At 54.8% G+C, this 23,119-nt stretch carries 17 protein-coding genes; 5 read left to right on the top strand and 12 right to left on the bottom strand.

Annotated elements, in window-relative coordinates; all coding sequences use genetic code 11:
* Nucleotides 1-41 precede the first annotated feature (41 nt).
* From G9463_RS16125 to G9463_RS16115, 3 genes are all read right to left on the bottom strand, one after another.
* The gene (locus G9463_RS16125) at nt 42-1,238 is read right to left on the bottom strand and encodes a sulfatase-like hydrolase/transferase (protein ID WP_165897262.1); all 1,197 of its coding nucleotides are present in this window, start codon (nt 1,236-1,238) and stop codon (nt 42-44) included.
* 136 nt (nt 1,239-1,374) lie between these two features.
* Nucleotides 1,375-2,331 (bottom strand): glycosyltransferase family 2 protein, encoded by a 957-nt coding sequence (locus G9463_RS16120; RefSeq protein ID WP_004965554.1) that lies wholly within the window; start codon nt 2,329-2,331, stop codon nt 1,375-1,377.
* A gap of 118 nt (nt 2,332-2,449) precedes the next feature.
* Nucleotides 2,450-3,931, bottom strand: coding sequence for a sulfatase-like hydrolase/transferase (locus tag G9463_RS16115; protein WP_127014489.1), 1,482 nt, complete (start codon nt 3,929-3,931; stop codon nt 2,450-2,452).
* 199 nt (nt 3,932-4,130) lie between these two features.
* On the opposite strand from G9463_RS16115, the gene G9463_RS16110 reads away from it, so the two are divergent.
* Complete coding sequence (locus G9463_RS16110; protein WP_165897261.1) at nt 4,131-5,546, top strand: sulfatase; 1,416 nt, start codon at nt 4,131-4,133, stop codon at nt 5,544-5,546.
* 31 nt (nt 5,547-5,577) lie between these two features.
* On the opposite strand, the gene G9463_RS16105 is transcribed toward G9463_RS16110, so the two are convergent.
* The 3 genes from G9463_RS16105 to G9463_RS16095 all read right to left on the bottom strand — a co-directional run bounded on the left by G9463_RS16105 (nt 5,578) and on the right by G9463_RS16095 (nt 9,998).
* A complete protein-coding gene (locus tag G9463_RS16105; RefSeq protein ID WP_011222635.1) occupies nt 5,578-7,386 on the bottom strand; it encodes a hypothetical protein in 1,809 nt (602 codons plus the stop codon).
* A 171-nt stretch (nt 7,387-7,557) separates the two neighbouring features.
* Nucleotides 7,558-8,799, bottom strand: coding sequence for a glycosyltransferase (locus G9463_RS16100; protein WP_011222633.1), 1,242 nt, complete (start codon nt 8,797-8,799; stop codon nt 7,558-7,560).
* The gene (locus G9463_RS16095) at nt 8,796-9,998 is read right to left on the bottom strand and encodes a glycosyltransferase family 4 protein (RefSeq protein WP_011222632.1); all 1,203 of its coding nucleotides are present in this window, start codon (nt 9,996-9,998) and stop codon (nt 8,796-8,798) included. Before G9463_RS16095 ends, G9463_RS16100 begins: the two co-directional genes overlap by 4 nt.
* A 244-nt stretch (nt 9,999-10,242) precedes the next feature.
* Between G9463_RS16095 and G9463_RS16090 the strand changes: the two genes are divergently transcribed.
* On the top strand, nt 10,243-11,388 hold the full coding sequence (locus G9463_RS16090; RefSeq protein ID WP_007190660.1) for a glycosyltransferase: 1,146 nt from the start codon (nt 10,243-10,245) through the stop codon (nt 11,386-11,388).
* Between the two features lie 33 nt (nt 11,389-11,421).
* Here the strand turns inward: G9463_RS16090 and G9463_RS16085 are convergent, their stop codons facing one another.
* From G9463_RS16085 to G9463_RS16070, 4 genes are all read right to left on the bottom strand, one after another.
* The gene (locus tag G9463_RS16085) at nt 11,422-12,348 is read right to left on the bottom strand and encodes a DUF1616 domain-containing protein (protein ID WP_165897260.1); all 927 of its coding nucleotides are present in this window, start codon (nt 12,346-12,348) and stop codon (nt 11,422-11,424) included.
* 72 nt (nt 12,349-12,420) lie between these two features.
* Nucleotides 12,421-13,251 carry a glycosyltransferase family 2 protein gene (locus G9463_RS16080; RefSeq protein ID WP_165897259.1) on the bottom strand — a complete coding sequence of 277 codons (831 nt, stop codon included), beginning with the start codon at nt 13,249-13,251 and terminating at the stop codon, nt 12,421-12,423.
* Nucleotides 13,252-13,586: 335 nt separating this feature from the next.
* Complete coding sequence (locus tag G9463_RS16075) at nt 13,587-15,332, bottom strand: hypothetical protein (protein ID WP_165897258.1); 1,746 nt, start codon at nt 15,330-15,332, stop codon at nt 13,587-13,589.
* 493 nt (nt 15,333-15,825) lie between these two features.
* Entirely contained in the window at nt 15,826-16,107 is a 282-nt protein-coding gene (locus G9463_RS16070) for a winged helix-turn-helix domain-containing protein (protein ID WP_004515801.1), read from the bottom strand.
* Between the two features lie 781 nt (nt 16,108-16,888).
* Between G9463_RS16070 and G9463_RS16065 the strand changes: the two genes are divergently transcribed.
* Nucleotides 16,889-17,524 (top strand): hypothetical protein, encoded by a 636-nt coding sequence (locus tag G9463_RS16065; RefSeq protein ID WP_165897257.1) that lies wholly within the window; start codon nt 16,889-16,891, stop codon nt 17,522-17,524.
* 59 nt (nt 17,525-17,583) lie between these two features.
* On the opposite strand, the gene G9463_RS16060 is transcribed toward G9463_RS16065, so the two are convergent.
* Nucleotides 17,584-18,729, bottom strand: a complete 1,146-nt coding sequence (locus G9463_RS16060) for an alpha-D-ribose 1-methylphosphonate 5-triphosphate diphosphatase (protein ID WP_007190665.1) — start codon at nt 18,727-18,729, stop codon at nt 17,584-17,586.
* 731 nt (nt 18,730-19,460) lie between these two features.
* Here G9463_RS16060 and gfo6 point away from each other — a divergent pair.
* Nucleotides 19,461-20,531 carry a D-xylose 1-dehydrogenase Gfo6 gene (gfo6, locus tag G9463_RS16055; protein ID WP_165897256.1) on the top strand — a complete coding sequence of 357 codons (1,071 nt, stop codon included), beginning with the start codon at nt 19,461-19,463 and terminating at the stop codon, nt 20,529-20,531.
* Nucleotides 20,532-21,559: 1,028 nt separating this feature from the next.
* Complete coding sequence (locus G9463_RS16050) at nt 21,560-22,774, top strand: ABC transporter substrate-binding protein (RefSeq protein ID WP_165897255.1); 1,215 nt, start codon at nt 21,560-21,562, stop codon at nt 22,772-22,774.
* A gap of 24 nt (nt 22,775-22,798) precedes the next feature.
* Here the strand turns inward: G9463_RS16050 and G9463_RS16045 are convergent.
* Nucleotides 22,799-23,119: NADH-quinone oxidoreductase subunit B (locus tag G9463_RS16045; RefSeq protein WP_370457938.1), on the bottom strand; the 321-nt coding region annotated here is incomplete at its 5' end.

Raw genomic sequence — 23,119 nt, 5'->3', positions numbered from 1 at the left:
CCTGTGAAAATTATAATATGGCTACCGAAACGCTGTCCCCGTTATAGATATCCCATCTCTTCGAGATGCTCCGCAGTGGCTGCATCTATGTCGTGTTCGTTGCCGGCGGTCTCGCCTTCGAGAATCAAGTCGATTTTCGACTGGGCCTCGGACTTGTCGAACCCGGGGAGCCCGTACGACGCGTGTCCGGGCGTGAACATCTTGTACGATTCGAGGACGCGGTTCCCGTATCGGACTTGCTTCCCGAACGGCTTCTGTAGCAACAGGACGAGGTAAATGAGCGAGGCAGTGACGTGTGACCCGTCGACGAAAACGTGACCACCGTTCGCATCCCAGAGACTCTGGATGGTCCGCTCGAATCCGCCGGTCATCTGGAGCAGACGTTCGAGCGGGTCGGCAAGGGTCCCGTACCGGATGTGCCGGAGGTGATTGTATCCGGTTTTGCGGTCGGCGCCCTCAATAACCCCGTCTGTTTCTCCGATGTCGACGTCTTGTGCCATCGCGTCGGCGACGGTCGGCACCAAGTCGACGTGGTGGAAGAGACCGTCGACCTGTCTAGGTTCGAGCTCGGGATGGATGAACGTCGTCGGCACGTAGACGACTTCGGGCGTGGCAGCGTGTGTGTGTCCGAAAAACCCGTACTCGCCGAGGAGTTCACCGTGGTCGCTCGTGTAGACCACTAACGTGTCGTCGGCGAGCCCGCGCTCTTTCAGGACACCGAGGACGCGCTGGAATTCCTCGAACGAGCGCTCCACGCCCCGCTCGTAATCGATTCGTGCTTGTTCTGGTTGATTCGAAATCCTGTCGAAATATTCGGCGGCAGTCTCGTCCGCGTACTCGTACTGCTCCCACTCGAACCCATTGTACGGCGCATGTCCACCGGGACGGCGGACAACGTGGACGAATGGCGGCCTCGCTTCCTCGATAGTCGTCCGTGCCGGAGAGCCGAAGATGTCTGCGATGCCGTCGTTCATCCCTCCCTCAGACCCCATCGACGTCTCGTATGTCTCGATATCGAAGACAGACCGCACGTCAGGGGGGACTGTGTGTTTGAAACTGTGGATTCCGCTCCGCGGCGGTAATAGTCCAGTCAGCAGACTCCCAAACGACGTCGGGGTATGAGTCGACGCTGCGATGGTCTTGTGCGTCGGCCCGAAATCAGACAGCGTGTCCGCAATCGCATCGTATCTAACAGCGTCGTCGACGTAAATGAGGACGTTTTCGACATCCAATTTCATACTATCTGTCCCCAAGACTATCGGAATCAAAGTAAGAGAGTTATTAAACAATTGTACAGACGGTGCGCGCGAGGGGGTGAGTTCAAGCCACGATTGCAACTGTAGCGAGCCGACCGGCGGTATTACTAGTCAGTTCCTACTTGTGGATGGTATCCGTCCTGACCCGGTGGAGCAGACTGGCTAGCGTGTGTGCCGCCCCGTAGGTGTACTTCCCGCCATATGCGACCAGAGCGTACACGAGCCGTGATCTATCGAGGGGATGGTATCGGAGCGCTTTGAGGAAGTATTTTTTCGCATCGGCGTAGTATCCGTTTTTCAGTGCCTCCTGTCCAAGTGATTCGGTCGTCGCGGCCATGAACGCCCGCTCACATCGCCACCCGTACTCCGCGGCGAGGTCCCTGTGTTTCTCGATAAACAGTGGGTACGAGATGTCGCGCTTCTCCTCGAAGTTATCGCTGATGCTGTCTTCTCCGGTCTTGCGACGCCGAGTGGTGAGAGCCTCGGGGACGGTTTTGAACTTGCAGTGACAGGACAGTCGCAGGAGCCAGTCGCGGTCCTGCCAACTCGGAAAGTCTGTATCGGGGAGCCCAGCGGCCATAGCGACATCCCGGCGTACCATTAGGGTGGTGAATTCGCCGAGGGAGCGACCGCGGAGCATCTCTTCGGTGACGTCACCTTCCAGCGAGAAGACGACCGTTCGAACGTAATCGTCGTACACGTACTCGGAACCCGTGTAGACGACACCGACCTCCGGGCTGGCCTCGCGGAACACCGCCACTTGCTTTTCAATTTTTGACGGGGCCCAGTCGTCATCATCGTCGAGGAAAGCGATGTACTCGCCCGTCGATTCACGTATTCCCGTGTTTCGGGCCTCGTTTGCGCCCCTGTTTTCCTCGTGTCTGATTATCTCGACGGTCAGTTCGTCGAACGAGAGCGGACTGAGCGTGTCCGCCGCCGGGGTCGGTGAGTGGTCGTCAACGACGACAAGTTCGATGTGACGGTACGTCTGCTCCTGAACGCTCTTGACGGCGTTTCGGAGGATTTCTGGGCGGTCGTACGTCGGGAGGACAACGCTGACGGGTGGCTCGTTCATATCTGTTGTATGTTTTCTGATGTGTCAGGAGACTCGGTCGAGTGTGTCGTCCGCTGCCAGGTCGTGGTCCGGCGTAATTGTGAGTCTTCTATTATGCGGATGATAAATCGGGCGAGTGTCACTGTAGGTACCCCAAGTCTTCGAGGCGCTCTTTTTTATTCGCGCTGATGGTATTGCTGTCCGACGTTCCGCGAGCGAGGCGACCGAGTTCGTCTCGGAGGTCTGTCCCGAGGAGCTCACAGATGTCCGGATGTATCGATGCGACGTCAATCCGTTCGGTAGGGTCGTCATCGCGGTCGTACAGTTCAGTGTCGTCCGGTGCTTCGATGAATTTCCAGTCGGTTGTTTTAATCGCTCGAAGCGGGCGATCGAACCGCGTCGCAGCCTCATCAAACGACTCCACTGCCTCTCGGAGCGAATCCATCGACGGCTGCGGGACGAGATACTCGGCGATTGCTCTGTCCCGTACGGGAACGGTGCCGTCCCGGGGAACCAAACTGTGTGTCGAAACGTCCGTATCGGCCGGCTGCTCAGCGCCCGCGAGGTCTGTAACGGTCGGATACAGATCCCGGAGTTCGACGGGTCCAGAAACCTCCTCTTCGTCAAACAGTTCCGGGTATCGTATGACGAGAGGGACGTGAATCAGTGTCTCGTAGAGGCAGTACTGGTGGTCCATCAGCCCGTGTTCGCCAATGTTCTCCCCGTGGTCTCCGACCAGAATGATGGCGGTCTCGTCGAGAATACACTGTTCAGCAAGTGTATCGTAGAGCCGTTCGAGTTGCGTATCAAGATACGCCAGCTCTGCCTCGTACAGGCCTTTGAATATTTCTACGTCCGCATCGGTCAGCTCCTGGTCGCCGGCGACGTACTGCCAGGGGTCCTGGTTGAGGTCCGAAACGCGTGACGGGTCGGCACCGTCAGGCAGGTACTCGTCGAGAAAGGGCGCGGGCGGTTCGTACGGAAGGTGTGGTTCAACGTAGTTCAGGAAATAGAAGAACGGGTCGTCCTCCGTGCCGTTCTGTTCCAACCATTCGACCGTTCGTGAGGTAGTGTGGTGTGCCCCATCATCGTGACGTTCCGCGAGGAACTTCGCGTAGCCGGTAGTAAGCGTGCCTTTGAGGAGGTCGACCGGGCCCTGCCCCCGAAACACATCCAGAATGGTGTCGCCGGTCGCCGTCGTGTTCCGGTTGCTGATGACGCTCGAAAGCTCGGGGGCATCCCAGAAAAGGTCCCACTTCATCGAGAACTCGTCGAAGCCGGCATCGAAGCCGAACTCCGGACTTATCCAGACGTTTCCAGAGATGCCCGCCGTTCGGTAGCCTGCGTTGGAGATTCGGGATGCGAGCGGCTCGGAGTCCGGGTCAAAGATGTGGTTTCCGGCGTGGACGCCGTGTGATGACGTGTACTTTCCGGTGAACATCCCGGCATGAGAAGGGAGAGTCCACGGTGCAGTGGCCGTCGCATCGGTGAATGTCGTTCCGTCACTCGCAATACGTGACAGCGTCGGCATCAGTCCGGATTCGAGACCCGGGAGCACCGTGCGCGCACGTGCTGTGTCGAGAACTATCAACAGCACGTTTGGCCGTTGCTTCAGTGACATTGGGACCCAATTTTTCACCGACGGGTATAGTTATACGAGTTAAAACCGACCAATCTTCAGCTACTTCGCGTACAGTGTTTTATCGGCCGATAGAGTCTGCCGGCCACCGGCGGAAGAATCGCTGGACTTCGCAGACGTTCGATGAACAGCCGGTGTACGTAGTCATTAACAAACTGCCAACGCCGAATCTAACGCAGTAATGAGCGAATCAACTGCTCCGTCTAATATCATCTGGATTACTCTAGACAGTATTCGATACGACCGTACCACGTTAGATGGCCACGCGCGAGCGACGACGCCGAACATGGAGCGTATCGCCAATCAGGCGGGCGGAGTCAGTTTCAGTAGTTGCATTGCCGCCGCGAACTGGTCACTGCCGTCGGCAGCATCGATACACACCGGAACCTTTCCCGAACACCACCGGACAGGCTACGGTACGAACAAGCTGCCACAGAGCGTCAACACCGTCGCCGAGCGACTTCAGGAGGTTGGGTATCAGACGGTTGGTGTCTCGGCGAACCATTACTTCAGCGAATCTACCGGCCTTTCCCGTGGGTTCGAAACGTTCAAACACATCAATCCGACCGACCTATTCAGAGAGGTTAGCCCGCGTACACTGCTCCGTTTCCTCAGCAACTTGCGGTCCCATTCAGGCGGCCTCAGTACGGAGAAGACGAAACACCGGCCCGACTTCTTCGTCAACGAAGTCGTAAAGAAGCAGGTCTCGTCCCGAACCGAAAGGGAGGAACCGTTTTTTCTGTCCGCACACTACCACGGCGCACACCTCCCGTACTATCCGCCGCCGGCATGGCAGGACCGGTTCTCGTCGGACCTCATCGAATCGCCAAGAGCAGCGAGCGAGCGGGCCTTCAAACACACCGCCGACCTTCACCGAGGAATCGCCAATGTCAGTGAGTTCGGCGAAGCGGACTGGAACGCTTTGAACGTGATGTACGACACGCTCGTAGCGTACTCTGACTCACTGATCGGAGAACTCTTCGACCATCTGAAGGCGCTCGACCTCGAGAACACTGTTTTCGTTGTGACCGCCGACCACGGTGACCTCCTCGGAGAGTGTGGCCTGCTCGGTCACAAATTCGTCCTTCACGATGGTTTGATTCACGTCCCGGCCGTCGTACACGGGCTCGATTCAGTGGCCGATAAACAGGACGAACTCGTCCAGCATATCGACATCGTTCGAACGCTCGTCGAGATTGCTGGCGGCGATACGACCGATTTCGATGGCATAGACCTCCGGAACGAACGACGGACAGCTGCACTCAGCCAGCGTGCCGCTGACATCCAGGGCCCGCTCTCGGCGATACAAGAACATGACCCGTCGTTCGATACCGGGTACTTCGACGATGCGGCGCTTAGTTCGCTCCGGACCCACGACTTCAAATATCAGCAGAGTGCGGAAGGTGACGTGCTGTTCGAACTCCCCGACGAACAGTCAGACGTCTCAATGTCGTACCCCGACCGCAGGGACGAACTCAAGGCGGGCCTCCAGAGGCGGCTAAGCGAAATCGACAGTCAGAAACTCGATGGGGAAGAGGTCGAGTTCAGCGACGACATCAGAGACCAACTTTCCGACCTAGGATATATAGTCGAGTAATACCGCTCCGAAAGCAGAGTGCCGAGCCAGATTATTCCGCGATATCCTCATCCACTTGTGGGGACACTCTCCAGGCCGTGTACCCGCCATTCACGTAGACTTTGTTCGCCGTCGAATCCCGTTCTAACTGATTCAAATGGGACTCGCCATACCGGAAGAGGAACTCTTGCTGTTCCGGCGTGTAGTGGGAGGCAGTGTGTCGTTTGCGGTCGTACGTCTTCGTCACGAGATACGCACTGCCGTACGTATCTGCCGCCCTCACATCTGGTCCGGTGTAACCCAACCCATCCGGAACGTTGTTCTCCGTAGTGATGCCTCTCGGCCATAGGCGGTCGTGGTTGCTCGACAGCACGAACTCCTTCATTTTGTGTGACGTATCCATCGAGTACACGGGCTCTTCAAGGTTATATTTCGTCGACACATACTGCGTCCCGTCGTACTCAGCGTGGGTGAGATGGCGGTTCGGTTCGTATGCTGCCTGGGCACCTAATCCAGCCGCGAGAAGCACTACGAGCGCGGATAAGACTATCAGATATGACCGCTGTCGCTCGAAGATGTGTAGAATGAGCATCCCAATAGCCACTGCGGCAAAGAGGATAGCGTAGCGTGACAGACGGATGTGGCCCTTGACGACGAGGTCACGAAGCAAGAAGAGCACTGCCAGTGTTACACCGGCCATGAAATGGGTCGCGCTGAGGCCCCAGTCGTAGCGGTTGTTTCTGCGGAGGAAGGCGACGAGAATGATTACGAGAAAGAGGCCCGCGGTCAAGAAGTAAAGGAACACGCTACCGTAGAGGTCGACGAATTTCCAGGCTAGCTGCACCGGAGTGAACGAAACCGATGTGGCTTTCGCCAGTTCCTGGGCCGCCGGGCTCGACCCTTTGTCCGGTCCGAACATATTGTACATAGACACCTCCGTTTGCCGGAAGCCCTGTAACCAAATAAACTGAAGCGGCAGGAAGAGCGCACCCAGACGGAGACTGAGCGTCTTGATTGAGCTATCGAAGATGCCTCGGTACAGGATTGAATACGCCGCCGTCACCGTAATCATCCCGATCATGAACAGCGTCGTCATCGGGTGCATGTAAATGACCGCGAGACCCAGCGTAACGAGAAGTAAGAGGTACGTCTTCTCGTTCGTCTGGCGGTACCGTTCGAGTACGAGCAGAACAACCGGGAGTAGCATAAAGGACAAGATGGCAGGATGTGCCGAAAGGTGGAACGTGGTGTACAGGAGCGGCGCGCCGACCGCTAGTCCGGCTGCAATGCTTTCCCGCCGCTGACTGAACAGACGGACGACGGCACCGATGGCCACGATATGTAGTAGAGTGAACGCGAAATTGATGCCGTATTGGGTGCTCGTCAGCGGAAGGCCGAGCATGTGTAGTTCCGCCATCAGAACGTGTTCGCCGGGATACCAGATGCCGGGGAGTCCCCCGGTTTCGACGATGGCCTGGACGTCCCCGAGATGCCGGAGTTTATCAGCCTCACCGCGTCCATATAGCTTGTACCCTCGGGCAACTGGCAGGAACATGTATATGAGATAGTTCGCCAGCAAGAGGGCCAGTCCGTGTCGCCAGAACGTGGTGCCGGTAGCACCGGCGAAAAACAGCAGTACGATGCTACCGGCTAATATCGTATAAAAGAGGAGCCAGTACGTCGACGGGAGTGACTCGACGATCGAGGTTTCGTATCCCGTTGCCAGTTGGATTCGAAGAAACAGGAAACACTCGGCGAGGAGGAGGCCCGATAGAATGACGGCGAGAGTCGTTTGCAGATGGCTATCAGTAAACCCGACCCAGTTGTCGAGGCGGCGTTCGAGATTATTTACGATACTCATCGCTGATGGAGAAAGATGAAGTTACTACCTGTGACACGGTTCACATCCGCTTGTTCGGTTTTGTAACAATAAGTAAATGCGGCATAACGGGCCGCCGACGCGAGTCGGACAGGGTTGGCAGTGCCGCGGACGACAGTATCGTGCATATCGGAGTCAGGTATCGTTTTCGTATTATCCGGTGTTATTGTCCCGTCTCTGTCGGCTGTCGAGAGAGCGATACAACCGGGTGTAGCGAGAGACCATCTGTTCGACGGTGAACATGTTTCGAACACGGTCGTATCCCTTCTCCCCGTAGCGCTCCCGGATCGTGTGGTCCGCGAGCGCTCGCATCGCCGCTGCCATCTGTGTGGGCTCCTCGGGTGTAACCAATCGTCCGGTCTCACCGTCAAGGACGACTTCTCTCACGCCGTCAATGTCTGTGGCAACAACTGGGCATTCGGCGGCCATGGCTTCGAGGATAGTCACCGGCAGTCCCTCAAAGGCCGATGCAGAGACGAAGGCATCAGCAGCCGCGTAATACCCGTGAATCTCCGGAACGCGTCCGGTGACCGTCACAGCCTGGGACAAGCCCGCGTTCTGGACCTTCTCTCGGAGCGATGCTTCGAGCGAGCCCCACCCGACGATGAGAAGATGTGCCGACGGCACGCTGTCGACAACTTCTTCCATCGCCTCGATGAGCGTCTCCTGTCGCTTCTGGGGTTCGTATCGGGCCACGTTGAGATAGAGCGGGTCAGAGCCCGAAAGGTTCCACTCCTGGCGGACGACACTTCCGTCAGCCGCGTCCACGGAGCCAGCGAAGGCGTCCGCGTCAATCCCGTTGGGAATCGTGGTCCACTGCCTACCAGCATCGTGGTGAAAGACCTCGCTCTCACCGGTGAAAGCCGTCTGAACGCCCTCTGAGACGGCAATGGTCCGAGAATCGAGCGGTCGGGTGATACGTTCCGCTACCCGCTCTATGGGATGATAGTTCGCCGGGACGTTGTGCTGTGTGCTCACGATTTGGTCGATGTCGGCTACGGAGCCGACGAGTCGTCCGAGCGATTGTGAGTACGGCAAGTGGCAGTGGAGGATGTCGAACGATGCCCGGTGGAAGAAACGGAGCATGCGCGGGAGCGAGCGTGGGTCGAACTGCGGGAACTCCCCGACCGCTCCGAAGTCGACAACGCGCGCGCCTGCGTCCTCAAAATCTTTCTGGAGCGTGTCGTCACCGCCGAAGAAACAGACCGTGAAATCGAACTGTTGGTCTCGCGTTTGCTCGACGAGGTTCAGGACGATAGTCGGTGCGCCATCAGGTGCGAGTTTGTTGATGAGAAAGCAGACGCGTAAGGTCTCGTCCGGAGATTGGCGGGAGGTTCCATCGTAGCTGTCGGTACCCGTCGTGGGAGCTTCGTGTGCCGTGTCTGAGCGGTTCATTGCTCATGCTCCGTGTTCGAGCCGGCGGGTATCACTTGCTCTTCGGCCTGGCCACTGTCGACCTGTTGCTGGGAGGGCGTAGACGTAGAAATAGTACCGAGGGTCTGTGTCGTCTGTTCTACCGTTTCGGACCAGTCGTATTCTCGCATAACGATCTCCCTGCCTGCTTGGCCGAGCTTTCGTAACGCGGCTCTATCGTCGAGCATCGAAGACATGGCATCAGCTAGTGCCGTCGTGTCCCCGACCGGCACCGTCCGGCCAGCCTGCTCGATTACCTGTTCTGTCTGTTCCAGTCGGGTGCTGAGAATGGGTGTGGCACACGCCATCGATTCCATGACGCTTCGTGGGAACCCTTCTGTTCTACTAGCGAGCACGAACAGGTCCGCGGCACGATATACCGCCGGCATCTCCTGATACGGAACCCGTTCAAGGAAACGTATCGACTCGCGCATGTTTTCTCGCTCGACAATCTGTTCTAGCTTGTCCCGGAGCGGCCCGTCACCGCAAAAAAACAGTTTGGCCTCAGGTATATTATTTTGTACCGTCTGAAAGGCTTTCAGAACGTCCCGGGGCCGTTTCCCTTCGACCAGACGGCCGACAAAAACGACTGCCGGACCAGTGGCATCGGTTATCCGGTCGTACGTTGCGCCGACTGGCGTGAATCGGTCGACGTCTATCCCGTTGTGGATGACGCGGATATCGGAGGAGACACCGAGGTCCCGAAGTCGCTCGCGTTCTGGCGCAGTGTAAGAGAAGAGCACGTCCGCCGCGTTGTATGTGAACCGTCCGACAGTGTTGAGATGGAACCGAGAAAACCATTCGGGGACTCGTTGAGACATAAGTCCATGACACGTAACGGCAAGCGGGATGTCGGTTACCCGACTGTAAGCCGCCGTGAGGTTGCTCGAAAAGAACAGGTGTGAGTGAGCGTGTACCACGTCGTACTCCCGAGCGTTGCGGAGGTACTTCACCGTCCCGGCGAACAGCGCGTTACCGAACAGTTCGATGCGCGGCGACAGACGGACAAGGGTGTACCCGGCTCTCTGTTCTGTCTGTGGCTTGGATTGGTCGTTCGAGACGGTCAGGACCGTCACATCGTGTCCCATCTCGGCTTGGTCGCGGCTTAGAGCGTGTATGTGATAAGGTGCTCCCCCAACTTTGTCTGGAAAGATATCTTGGGCGACACGTAGGATGCGCATTCTGTGCAGGACGCTTGCTGTCCGATACTTATTGTTAAGCCTGTGCTTTCTAGGGTATCACAGTCCTAACCAGATATCTGCTCCGGAGCGGAATTCGTGCGTTGGCGAGTTTGTCGCCAAATTCTGCCGTAGTCTCCGAGCCAGTTTGCGGACCGTCCCGCGACGTGCGATACGGCAAAAATACGTGATACGCCTCGGGGTAGGAAGATAATAAAAAAAGCCTACTGACCGAGACAATGTCGATATGACAGGGCAGAGACCGCTGGCGTTCTACGTTCCGTCCCTAACAGTCGGGGGGGCTGAACGAGTGACAGTGACAATCGCGAACGGGTTGGCCGAGCAGGAGTACAACGTCGACCTCCTCGTCTCGTTTTGTGAAGGCGAGTTCAAGAAAGAAGTGCGAAGCGACGTTCGCCTCATCGATCTGGAGACCCCGTCTATCCCGGGAATCGGTATCGGTGCCGCTGTCCCGGCACTCCGCAGGTATCTCAGGACCGAATCACCGAGCATGATCTTCTCGCAGATGACGTACGCCAACGATGTCTGTCTCTTCGCACACGGATTGGTCGGCTCCGATGCGGTCGCGGTTCCGACGGTCCACAATACCCTCGGAGTGCAGGAATCGCCGAAAGAGAAGTTCGTTGAGTGGCTCGCGGGCCGGCTTTCCGACCGGGCGGATCAGTTCGTTGCCGTTTCCGATGGTGCCGCCGAGAGCATCGTCGAGCACGTAGGAGTCAGTCCGGAGGACGTAACCGTACTGCACAACCCGATTCCCGTCGAAGAGGTCCGTATGCGGTCCCGAGAGCCGGTAGATCACGAATGGGTCGGCGTTCCAGAGTACGAGGTCGTGCTCGGCGTCGGCCGCCTCGAACCACAGAAAAACTTCGGCTCATTCCTCAAAGCGTTCAAACGGGTTCACGAAGCGCGCCCGCAAACGCGAGCAATCATCGTCGGACGGGGGTCCGAGCGTGGCGAACTCAGGCAGTTGGTACGGGACCTCGGCATCAGTGATAGAGTCTCGTTTCCGGGCTACGTCGACAACCCCTACGGCTACATGGCCGGTGCATCCGTGCTAGCCATGTCGTCAGTACACGAAGGGCTCCCGACAGTTATCATCGAAGCGCTAGCGTGTGGCTGCCCGGTCGTCTCGACGGACTGCCCTAGCGGTCCCTACGAGATTTTAGAAGGTGGAGAGGTCGGACCGCTAGTGCCGGTCGGGGACGAAAGCGCCCTCGCAGACGGGATACATACCACTCTGGCCGACCCACCGCAGAAAGAGAGATTAATCGAGCGGGCGCGCGATTTCGCCCCGGAGGCCGTGCTTCGGGATTACGAGGCGTTCATTCAAGCACACTTGCCTACCGCAGCCCCTGCTCACAGAACTGCCTGACTCAAGCGGGATTGCGCCTCGCTAGAGCCTTCGCTACGACACGTCAAGCCAGACGTGGAGTTCCCGGTAGCTGTTCTGGGCCGTGGGCTGTTCGGGGATAGTCCCGTCGTAAAGCAGATACGTAAGCCGTAACCGCTCACCGCTCAGCAGGGGTTCAACCGTGTGTTCTTGCCGCCACGTCTCTTCGGCAGCGACTTCGTTTCTGAAAGAATCCAATCGCGCACGCTGGATTGCGTCTCCGTCCTCGTTCGTCGCGACGAGCGTAATCACAACGGTGTACTGTTTGGTTTGCATCTCACGGTTCGTGACCGTGAAATACAGTGTTTCCTGGTCGCCAGCCGATATCTCGGACGGATAGTTGTCAGCGACGAGGGTTCCGTTCTCCGCCTCGGTAAGGAGACCAAACTCCGTATACCGCTCACCGCGGGGCGGGTCCAGTGCGACAACGCCAACGCTGAGTACTGCGACGAGGACAGAGACGGCAACGATGACCGAGCTGAGCTGTATCGAGTCGCCTATATTCGGGGTCTTGGCTCGGTACGATGAGCCACCAAACGTAGTAGGTGAGGTCTCGTTGAGAGGCGACAGTCGGCGATACATCGCGACAGTGGCCGATAGAAGCGCTATTGACGACAGGGCAACCATCACTGGGACTGCGGCGATATCCCAGACCGTGTACTCGAGATTCACCCCGACGATAATCGCCAGGCCAATGCTGGTAGCTATACCCAACAGAAGCGCCTCGGAGCCGAACAACCGCTCGCCGTCGAGTGACGAGCGCCGGTGTGGGAACATGGCCACCACCACCGAGTATCCAGGGGCGAAGAACAGAAACGGTATCGTCACCACGGTTCGCAGCAGTGACTCCGACACGAAAGTTGCCGCGATCGCCAGCATGGTAAGCAGAATGACGGCCACCAAATCGGCCACTCGCAACAGAGATGAGGACCATCCAACCATGCGATACTGTCTCCACTGGTCCGATATAAGTAGGAACTACATAATCGGACGACGTATCATCTGGAGAACTGGTCACAGTCTGAAGAACTTCTTACCGATTCGCCAGAAGAACCGTCGCAGGAGCAGCATAGAGAGCTTCGGGATGAACGAGCCGTATCTGATGCCGCTCGACTCGTCGCCGTAGAGTGCTTCCATCGGTACGTCCTGAACAGTCATCCCATTCGCATCTAAGTGAATTAGCATATCGTTCAGAAATCCGTAGTCGTCAAACAGATCGTTCAGCGAGAGCTGGTCAAGCGCCGTCGCGGAAATCGCGGTGTATCCGTTCTGTGGGTCGCGCATTTGCCAGTGTCCGCTCGCAATCTTGGTCAGCATCGTGAGGAGCGCATTCCCGAACAGCCGCCAGTTGGACATCTGAGTACAGTGGCGTCGCGATATAAGGCGGTTGCCTTTCGCGTAATCCGCATCCCCCTCAATGACTGGGTCGAGTATCTCATCGAGGATGTTCGGGTCCATCTGGCCGTCGCCATCAAGGACTGCAACCGTATCCATGCCGCTCATAAGCGCTAGCTCGTATCCGGTTTGTACGGCAGCCCCGCGACCGCCGTTAGTCTGATGACGGACTGGGACGATCCGCTTATCGAGAAACGTCTGGCTTTCAGATACCGTTGTCCCGGCCCCGTCGGCGACAACTATTTGTTGTGCGGAGTCCCCGGTCACACTTGCCTGTGTTACCTCGGTATCAACGTATTCTTTGATTTCGGTCCACGTGCCATCTGTCGAGCAGTCGTCGATAACGAACACTTGATCGACGTACTCCGGAAGTGAGTCGATGACCTCACCGATGAACCCCTCTTCGTTGTGTGCCGGAACGACGACACCGACGGTAGAGCCTTTATACACTCTATGTCCCCCCTGTTGGTGAGTGGAGTGAGTCCGCTACGGTACGCACAGAGTTACCGAAAAGGGAGCTACTCATCCCGGGTCGGCTTTCATGCCAGACCCACGCGCCAATAGCAACCTCTGGTTTAGTGATAGTCATGGTAGGTTGTGGGGCCACTCACCGGCCACCAGTAGGGCCCCTCTCTGTCACCATGTTGGACAAATCAATCTATTGTTATTCCTTACTTTCCAGGGTTAGCGGTCATATACAGTGAACTGTTAGATCCATAAATATCTCGTTAGAACGATTTCGAAAAGGGCCCATGTACGGCGATTACTCCTGACAGAAAGAGTGGTTATTCGAATTGATCCTGATACGTCGTCCTGATGTCTGCCTGGCGACTAGTAGTTAGATTTTCATACGACGTTCCGTATGTGTCGTTGGCCAGTTCGTCCCATGACTCAATTCGGTCACCGGAATCAGTCTCAAACTGTGCATCAAAGTCTGATTCAACCTTCTGTTGAGTTTCAATATCTAATCCAGTGAAATTAAACTTCTCGCCAGCTGTCACATCGGCATCATACTCTTGCCGGGCGATTTCCTCACGCGTTCGTACCTCTGCGGCCGCAAGGCCGTCTGCGAACGGTTGGCGTTCGTGAATCTCTTCGACCTGGCGCTTCGTTTCACCGCTCACCTCATCATAGTAGCGTCCGTACTTATCTTGAGTTATTTCGTCAAGCGAAGCGCGATCACCCTCAGAGACGCTGGTACTCCCGCTAGAACTGCTTGACCCTCCGTCTTTTGCCCATGACGGCTTGACCGACATCGCTGTTGACGCACGCGCGTCTTCTGAATAGATTCCATGGACGTACGTCTGCAGTCTCAGTGGTTCTACGGGGTACTCTGTCGAGTCAGTTACTGTGTAGTCAATCTCGAACCGAACGCGAGTCGACTCGCCGGGTGCAAGCGTGACGTTTCTGTCGACGCCGTAGGCCTCCGGTCGATCGTCGTCATCGCTGTCGATGCGATGCTGGATCGATTGGGTTCCAGTGATGTTACCGGTGTTCGTTACGTCTGCGGAGAACACAGCCACATCACCGACGTACAGAACATTTGGTCCATCCAGATCCGATACCTCGAAATGACTGTCCTGAACCGTCATCGAGACAGGGTCTGTGTCAGTACTAGTTCCAAGGGAATGGTTGTGTGTCCCGCTGCTCAAATTTGTCGTATTCACTCCAATAGACACCGTTGTCGTTTCGTTGGCAGCAAGTGAAACAGAGCGCGAATAGGTGGTGTTCAGGGAATCACTGCGGATTGTGACATTGTCGGTACCGTCCACATCACCAACGTTCTTGACGACTACAGAGACATTGGCAGTTTCGCCTTTCGTTACGTTGACCGGTGCTGTCGTGTTCTGCACTCGGAACGTCGCCGGTTGCTGGACAGAGAGGGTGCCAGTCGCTGTTGTGTTTTCCGTGGCGATCTTGTATTGGTATCGACCGGGTTCCATATCAGTGGTGTGGGCCGTGGCAGTGCTCACTTGACTCTGGCCGCCCGCAAGCGAGTATACGCTCTCGTCCAGCCTTTCAGCATCGGTGTATTGGCCGTTCTGGTCCTCATCGACAGCGATTCGAACGGTCTGGACGCCGCGATATGCACCGGCATTGGTCAGGTTTGCTCGGATCGAGACGTTCGTTCCACGGACGATAGTAGCGTTTTCAGTGGTATCGTCGAGTACAAACGTAGGCGGAGTGAGGACAGCCACACTCCCAGTTGTCTCCGGGGAGGAAGACTCACCGACAGCAACGGCGTACGTGTACTCTCCAGAACTGAGTTGCTCAGGCTCGACAGTCAGGGTCACGTTCGTCGGTTCAGCTGCCGAAACCTCGACTTGTTTTGTCGCTACCGTTTCGAGAGACTGTTGGTCTCCATCCCCACTCAATTGTAGCGCTACTTGTTTCGTTGTCGTCTCCGACCCTGCGTTTGTAAGTCGAAGTTGCACACGTAACGGCTCGTCCGGCCGAATTTCAGTTGGCGTCTGCACAGCGCGTATCTCCAGTTCGTCCTCGCCCACAGTGGTCTCAGAATCTGCCGGCACATCAGCGAAGCCACCGATTCCAAGCCCTAGCGTAGCGCCGCCAAGGACTAAGAGTCCAGCGACGCATCCAATCAGTAATTTTCCGGAGCCTATTGACAACATGCGTACGCAGGTAGGTTACAAATCATTATTGTTACGACCGCTATACTAGTCAGTAGACACTCTTTGCATTCAATATCCGAAACCGGGTTTCCTTAGACGATGTCTCGGAATGGGTAGCATTCGTTTACCACCAGACGCGTCCGTCAAACGATGAACTGACAGCCACAGTCGTAGTAAGTCGATACCGTTTGTTGGCGTCTCAATTAACCGTAATTGGGCCTGTGGAAAGCGCACCAAATTATGACCTAGTACCGGAGTTGCTGTTACGGAGTCGCGTATACGCGAGATATCCAGGTCTAGACATAGTTCAATTCAAACCGAAGAAAGGCGGAGATAATTCTAAGTCGACGCGCCTGTACGATCATGTCAGTTCAAGGCCGAGACGCGGCAGTTATGCCATATTCTTCCGTTCGATTGTTTCCCAAATATCGACACCCTTCTCAGTAATGTCGTACACACGGCCTTTTTTCCGATCTTCCGAAACTAGTAGATCGACCAGTTCCGACTCACGAAGCTCTTGCAAGGCACGTGAAACGTGAGCAATACTCATTTCTCTATCGTCCGCGATTAACGACGGTGTCGCAGGGCCTTCTGACAACCGGCGGAGAGTCTCGACTCGATACCGTGAACTGATTACGTAGCTCACTTCGTCCCACTGATCAAAGTCTGCCATCGTATCTATTCGTATGCACGAGTGTACCAACTACTTTTCTTGGACACAAACTCGTGTACAATGATATTCCATGTGCCTATGGTTAATTGTTTCGCTCGTGTCGCTTGCTCTCGCTTCGTAACCATACACCATTCCGGTTGATTACCCCACATACTGAGTATATGGTGAGTAATATCGCTCTTCCATCTGATTCACAGATCGCGCGTTCCACCTACTTGTTCGGCCACCAGTCAACAACCGATACTGCAGAGCTCGTACGGTTCCAATTCCTGACGACCATCCCAAGGAAAGTTCCATCAATGGTTTCGTACGTGCAACGTCATTGTACCGGTGCAGGTAGCCCTTCAATTGGGGTTCATAGGATTACGTTACTTGTACAGCCAACGGAAACAGACAGTATACGCGATGATTTATCTTGTACAATCATAGAGAGAGCAATTACGTATAAGTACAATATATCCGCGCCTCAGCAAATGAAACGGTCATTCTATGTATTTATCGTGTTCCAACGCACGTCAAAACACCCTCCTACCGTGGATCACCGGATATTGATTCGAAGAGCACTGTTACTCCCAGAATACTGAATCAACTACTGACTATCCTTGGCGGTAATCAAAGAAAAACTATCTAATATATTACATAACAAAGTATTAAGTGGCAAGGTGATGTTGATTTGAAATGCTGGCCGACAGCGTAACGCTCCGTCGATACAGCCGGGGGGCTGTGTGAGCGCGATTCCAGACGGGTGGACGATGTCGCAGCACACAGGAAGTGGGTAAATATGGGAGTCAAAGACACCGCACAAACGAAGGCAGAACCGAATAATGAACTGAGCGATGAATCCGTCCCAGCGGCAAAAGGGAACGAAAGCAGTGCCGACCAAGCAGCGTCGCAGGAGCAGGACGGCCACGGTGCATCTCTGGACGTTATTTTTGAAATACTGAAAAACAGCCGCCGTAGAGAGGTCCTCCATTTTCTTCGAGAACGGGACGAACAGGTATCTCTTGGAGAACTTGCGGAACACGTCGCGGCCATCGAAAACGAAACCACGACTGATGCGTTGACATCAAGTGAGCGCAAGCGCGTGTACGTCGGACTGTACCAGTGCCATCTACCGAAGATGGACGATATCGGTGTCGTCGATTTCAACCAAGACCGTGGGCATATCACCCTTACCGAGAAGGCCGACGACTTCGAAAAGTACCTCAACCGCTCTGAGGAGGAGGCGGAGAATCGACAGTGGTATCGGTATTATGCAGCTGTCTCGGTGCTGGGCGCAATGGTCCTCGCTGCTTCTGTCGCCTTCTCACTTTCCGGGACCATGGTTTTCGGACTGTTCTCCCTGGTCGTAGGTGTTGCAGGCGCGTGTTCCGTCTATCACTGGTCAGTTGAGCGGGAAGCACCGGACAGCGAGTAGCCGGATAAGAACGGTTTGGTTCCGCACCCAATTTTCACGCAGTACACGTACTGAGTAGGCTATGCCGAGCAATACACTTGGTCGCCGGCAACATATGTTCGTGCTATAGATGGAGACGGATCTGGATCAACGATGATAATGTCGGCCCTTGCCCCGCACTCCAACCGCCCTCTGTCGTACAGGCCGGCAGCAGCAGCTGGTGCAGTAGAAACACGAAACACCCGGTCTTTGAGCGGCTCATCGTTTTCAATGAACACAGAACTAAGCAGTGATTGCGGACGAAAGTCGCTACAAAGGATGTCAACAACGCCGTCTTTGATTGCCTGAGACGCATCGGGCCCGTCCCATAGGCTCCCACCACGCACCACATTCGGCGCACCCATTGCAACGGTCAAGTTTAGCTCGGTTGCACGCTGCGCAACACGGTGGGAAAGCGGATACTCACTGATGTCTACCCCGATGGCAGCAGCGTTATCTACACTCGCAACAGTTTCATCGTCGTGTGAAGCGACCGTCATATTTCTATTGCTCGCTAATTCTGTGACCTCTCGTGCGCGCGCGAGCAACTCTGCTTCGGGGACACCACTGCGACGTGTTTTGAGGGATTGAAGCCCTGTTTCTAATTCCCCGTCAGAGCGGTCATAGCGCTGTGCAAGTGTGTTTTCGCCGGTGAATTGACCTGTTCCAGGAACGTGTGTGACAAGAGATACGAGGTCGCCCCCCGATTTGATTTCTTCCGAGACAGCGTCAACTGACGCTTCATTGGTGAGCTCACACCGCATATGGAGTCTGTTGTCGACTCGGGCGCCAGTTTCGTAGTTGAAATTTCGTATCTGCTCGGCGAGGCGACGGGCTAATTCGATACTCCGGTTATCATCTGGAACGTCCTCGAATGAGATAGCGTGATATTTTGTCGTAACTCCCGCACTGGCATTGGCTATATCGCATCGATCCAGAGCGATAGTTGTGTCGACACGCTCTTCCGCTCTTGGAAAAAGGTGCCGTTCGATGTCATCACCGTGGAGATCTACCAATCCAGGAAGAACATATTTACCCGTCGCATCAATATCAGGGTTGTCATGAGATTCTGCTTCCACTGAGACGATTTTCCCGTTAGAGAATGCTACTGTCCCCTTCTCTATTTCAGTAGTAGGCGTAACAACGGTTCCTCCTGATATCAATGTCTGGTTTTCATTATTGTTCATGCGCTGTAACTCCCTGTAAGATGTACCAATGTCATAATACTCCACTTCCTCGAAACATGAATATGCGCTCGCTACGGCTACACCACGGTCGAATATAGAGTTTATATTTATATGAGATAGGCAGCTGTAGCTGAGATTTATCCGGCACGAAATAATCGGAATCGACCTCCTCAACCCAACTATCAATTCAGACCGGCCGAGATAGATCACTGGCAATGTATCAGAGTTTGAATGGAGGCACAACTCACAGAATCCGACACCCACGTAATAGTCCACGTATTAATTTATATGTCAGACTAACATATATTCTGAGCTATATTTAGGTGATGCCTTCACAGAGCGAACAAGATACCAATAATTCTGGTGCATTCATATTTATTAGGTTACACCTACTCATATAATACTGTATTAACTGCTGAACGAGAACGTTCGACCTGTGATTTCTCTCTATTTTTCTCACAGTCAAAAAGATCATAATAGCACCTGAGTAACAACAGGTTGTTTGTAATGCTATCGCAGTATCGAATAATGACTGACTGCGGCGACATCGCCCCACTCACCAGTAGAACAGGCGGGAAAACGACCAGAGCTTATACACCATCAAGCACCGCCGTTGGGAAACACGCGTTCGGTCAAAGCTGTAACGAGAGTCCCCATGTTCCTCCCACCAGCGTGCTGTTTGCGTCCCCAGAATCCGAAGTTTTTACCGCCGGCATTTAAAATGGATTCGTATGAAAGATTGGATTGATGCCTATAACGGACGTGACTGGCAAACCACAACGGACGGAACGGTTCGGTACGCACTGTTGGGCCTCGGTTGGTGGACAATCGACCTGGCACTCCCCGCGATTCAAGACTCTGATCTAGGTGAAGTCACGACGTTTGTCAGTAGTTCCTCGGAGAAAGCCAAACGTCTCGCCGACAAAAACGGTGTAGACCACGGGATAAGTTACGAGGAGTTCCACGACGGGAAGGCGTCCGATGCGTTTGATGCCATCTACATCGGGACACCGAACGCTTTCCACCTAGAGTACGCCAAAACAGCCGCGGAGTTAGACAAAGCGATCCTGTGTGAGAAACCAATGGAGTCAACAGTCGAACGGGCAGAGGAGATGGTTGAGGTCTGTGAGGACGCCGCCGTGCCGCTGATGATCGCCTATCGAATGCAAACTGACCCCGCCGTCAGGCGTGCAAAGGAACTCATCGAAGACGGATTCATCGGTGAGCCAGTATCCGTATACGGCAACAATAGCCAGCCGTTGCTTGAGATGAATCCGAACACAGACCAGTGGCGGCTCGATCCGGACCTGTCAGGATATGGCACCTCAGTGATGGACCTCGGGATTTACTCGATTAACACGACCCGGTTCTTGCTCGAAAGAGAACCGCTGGCGGTGCAGTCACAGATGGATTCTCATGGGGAGGCCTTCAAGGACGTGCCTGATGAACGCTCCGGGGCATTGCTTGCGCTGGAAGACGGTGTCAAAATGGTCACGACCGATAGCCAGAACGCCCACCGTGATACGCAACTGAAAATAACTGGAACGGACGGGCAGATCGAACTCCGTCCAGCGTTCCACGGGAAAGCGAAACTCCATCTGTCTCGGAACGAGACCACAGTAACTGTCGAACACGAGAATTTCGACGCGGAGGATGAAATGCGAGAGGAGTTCGATTACTTCGCTGACCGCGTTTTGACTGATGCTGAGATTGTCCCGGACGGTCGCCATGGCCTCCAAGATATGCGGATCATCCGAGCAATTCACGAGGCTGCGGAGAGCAGCGATGTCGTCGAACTGTAACTGAGTCGTTCGGCTTTTCTAATTCTGTCGCTGATATTGTCTTGAAGCTCAGTTATGTGCCAATAGCGGCTATCGTGTTATTCAAGTCAAGACGGTGCACAGCGCAATCACAGTATCGTATTTCGAAAGAGTTTCTGGGTAAGGTTCCACTCCGCTCACCCTCCAAGATTGAAGATCTGTTTTCGGAGCCATAGTTAGCTGAAAGCCCCAACGAAGATTTACAATCCATCGTACCGGGTGTCGTTTAAAAAGCTATGGCCCAGAGCTGAAGCCGAAAGGTAATAACATCTGTACAGATGTTATGTGAGAGGTCCCAGCGAACTCAACAGGCCTGTTGGCCACTAGTATCGGACACCTGTGTTCGGTATAGCAGCTTACGGACTTGCTGTCGCAGAGATCATATACAGTTGAAGCTAAACCAGGTCTTACCGTCTAAGTCGATCTAGCCACAATATATCACTATTTGGTGAGGCTGGTGTATTCTTGTGACTAGAATGTCGAGTATAAAAACAAAGGCTCCCAATTCCTACCCCATATTTTTGTTTATATATTTGAGTTTTTACCAGTATCTTTGTTATTGTCGTACTTGGCTTGTTATGGCTATATTATAGCGAATTTACCACTAAAAAGTGCATATGTATAGTAAGGACAGAAAATATCGGGGTATTCCGTCACAGAGTGAAGTTGAGCAACATACACTGCAGTAATGGCGTGGTCAGTCACTCGCACTGCAAGCAAAGCACAGAATGGCTTCAGTGAGGCCGATGACCTGTCGTAGACTAACTGGGGCAGACAATGCACGATCCACCGTTCAGGAGTATTCATGAAACGTTCCCGGTGAGAAGTGATGCTATCTGAGTGTTCTGGATCGCCCTGTCAATAATGAGCGTTGTCGTCGGTGGGGTACTAGAATTTCGCCATGTTCGGACTTGATTTCTTCCTCATCGCGAAGATCTCCTAGCATCCCTGCGCCACAGATGGCCAGTTAATCCGAAAGCCATATACACCATATTAGGCCAACCTAAAACATGGACAAGGCAGACGATTCAAATGGTCTCACCCGGCGCGACTACCTCTCCGGCGGTAGTGTGCTGCTTGGCACGTCGATCGTTGCTGGCTGTTCCAATGACGGTGGCGAATCGCCCAGTACCGCTACATCGCGCGATAGCGGAACGGACACATCGACCCCATCAGATAATGGCCCCTACACTGCCTCACTTTCTCCCGTCGGGGAAGTCGAGTTCGACTCCGTCCCGGAGAACGTCTTCACGATGTACAATCAGTATGCAGATATGTTAGTTGCGCTCAATCACGGTGACGCGGTCAATTCGATGTTCGTGCCAGACATGGCTGGGCCATCGATGAACCACTACTACGAGCGACTTTCTGGCGTCTCTTTTGAGTGGGAAGACCTTCCCAACCCCTACGATAATTTCAGCAAGGAGTTCTTTTATAGCCTCGGTAGCGACGTTCACTTCCTTGACCCCGCATGGGCGATTACCCAGGAGAACTGGGATATGAGCGATATCGAGGAAATTATCGACAACATCGGCCCCTTTTTCGGAAATTTCTACAGCGGAACACACAGTGACCCGCAGGGACCCTACAGTGGGGACTACCAGTATTACACGCTGTGGGAGCTTTTCAGTCGTGTCGCCACCGTATTTCAGGAGCGAAGGCGTTACGAACAGCTCAGAGCCGTTCACGATGAGCTCATCAATACCATCCAAACGAACCTTCCGCCAGAAGAAGAACGACCGACAGCGATTCGGGTTACACTTGGCGATGACCAGTTTTGGACGTATCATCTGAACCGTCCGGGGTTTTGGCTCGCCGACACGCGTCCACTTGGAGCCAACGACGCTTTCGGGGATGAAACGTGGGACGGTCTCTGGGGTTCAGTTGGCTATGAAACGATGCTGGAGGCGGACCCTGACGTAATCCTCCACCTCTGGGGAATGACACCGCGCTACGACATGGATGATATCCGCGGGCGACTCGAGTCACACAGCGTTGGGAAAGAGCTCGCCGCAGTCCAAACCGACCGTGTGTACGCACACGGAATGCGATACCACGGCCCTATCATGAATCTGTTCCAGATCGAGATGACCGCGAAACAACTCTACCCAGATATCTTTGGTGAGTGGCCAACTTACGAAAACGGGGATCACTATCCAGAGATCCCATCGGCTGAACAGCTTTTCAGCCGCGACCGCGTTGCCAATATCATTACGGACGGGTAGTGTAGTCGAGGCGGCTTCCAGAGCCTATGGCGAACTCCAGTCGTACCGCATGACGAGGTCGTCCTCATCGATTTCGCTGGCGAGTTTGTCTACGAGTTCATCCCGTTCAAGATCGCCGAACTGTTCTAGTTCGTAGGGTTTGACCGTTACCGGTGAGGACTCACCCTCAGCGATGCGCTCTTGCAGTTTGGCGATGCCGTAGATGAGTGCCTCGGGGCGTGGTGGACAGCCCGGGACGTGGATGTCAACCGGAATGACTTGCTCTGCACCTTTGATCACGTTGTATCCTTCCTGAAATGGGCCACCGGAAATGGTACAGGACCCCATCGAGACGACGAACTTCGG

It is taken from the genome of Haloarcula sp. JP-Z28, from assembly GCF_011440255.1.
Lineage (GTDB): Archaea > Halobacteriota > Halobacteria > Halobacteriales > Haloarculaceae > Haloarcula > Haloarcula marismortui.
The sequence above is the reverse complement of the archived record's forward strand: the minus strand, read 5'-3'. Positions and strand labels throughout refer to the sequence as shown.

Excerpts from the sequence above, each read along its gene's own strand:
- G9463_RS16100 (WP_011222633.1), bottom strand. The coding sequence starts at position 8,799 with ATGAACCGCTCAGACACGGCACACGAAGCTCCCACGACGGGTACCGAC.
- G9463_RS16110 (WP_165897261.1), top strand. The coding sequence starts at position 4,131 with ATGAGCGAATCAACTGCTCCGTCTAATATCATCTGGATTACTCTAGAC.
- G9463_RS16090 (WP_007190660.1), top strand. The coding sequence starts at position 10,243 with ATGACAGGGCAGAGACCGCTGGCGTTCTACGTTCCGTCCCTAACAGTC.
- G9463_RS16085 (WP_165897260.1), bottom strand. The coding sequence starts at position 12,348 with ATGGTTGGATGGTCCTCATCTCTGTTGCGAGTGGCCGATTTGGTGGCC.
- G9463_RS16115 (WP_127014489.1), bottom strand. The coding sequence starts at position 3,931 with ATGTCACTGAAGCAACGGCCAAACGTGCTGTTGATAGTTCTCGACACA.
- G9463_RS16105 (WP_011222635.1), bottom strand. The coding sequence starts at position 7,386 with ATGAGTATCGTAAATAATCTCGAACGCCGCCTCGACAACTGGGTCGGG.
- G9463_RS16070 (WP_004515801.1), bottom strand. The coding sequence starts at position 16,107 with ATGGCAGACTTTGATCAGTGGGACGAAGTGAGCTACGTAATCAGTTCA.
- G9463_RS16065 (WP_165897257.1), top strand. The coding sequence starts at position 16,889 with ATGGGAGTCAAAGACACCGCACAAACGAAGGCAGAACCGAATAATGAA.
- G9463_RS16095 (WP_011222632.1), bottom strand. The coding sequence starts at position 9,998 with ATGCGCATCCTACGTGTCGCCCAAGATATCTTTCCAGACAAAGTTGGG.
- G9463_RS16060 (WP_007190665.1), bottom strand. The coding sequence starts at position 18,729 with ATGAACAATAATGAAAACCAGACATTGATATCAGGAGGAACCGTTGTT.
- gfo6 (WP_165897256.1), top strand. The coding sequence starts at position 19,461 with ATGAAAGATTGGATTGATGCCTATAACGGACGTGACTGGCAAACCACA.
- G9463_RS16050 (WP_165897255.1), top strand. The coding sequence starts at position 21,560 with ATGGACAAGGCAGACGATTCAAATGGTCTCACCCGGCGCGACTACCTC.
- G9463_RS16120 (WP_004965554.1), bottom strand. The coding sequence starts at position 2,331 with ATGAACGAGCCACCCGTCAGCGTTGTCCTCCCGACGTACGACCGCCCA.
- G9463_RS16125 (WP_165897262.1), bottom strand. The coding sequence starts at position 1,238 with ATGAAATTGGATGTCGAAAACGTCCTCATTTACGTCGACGACGCTGTT.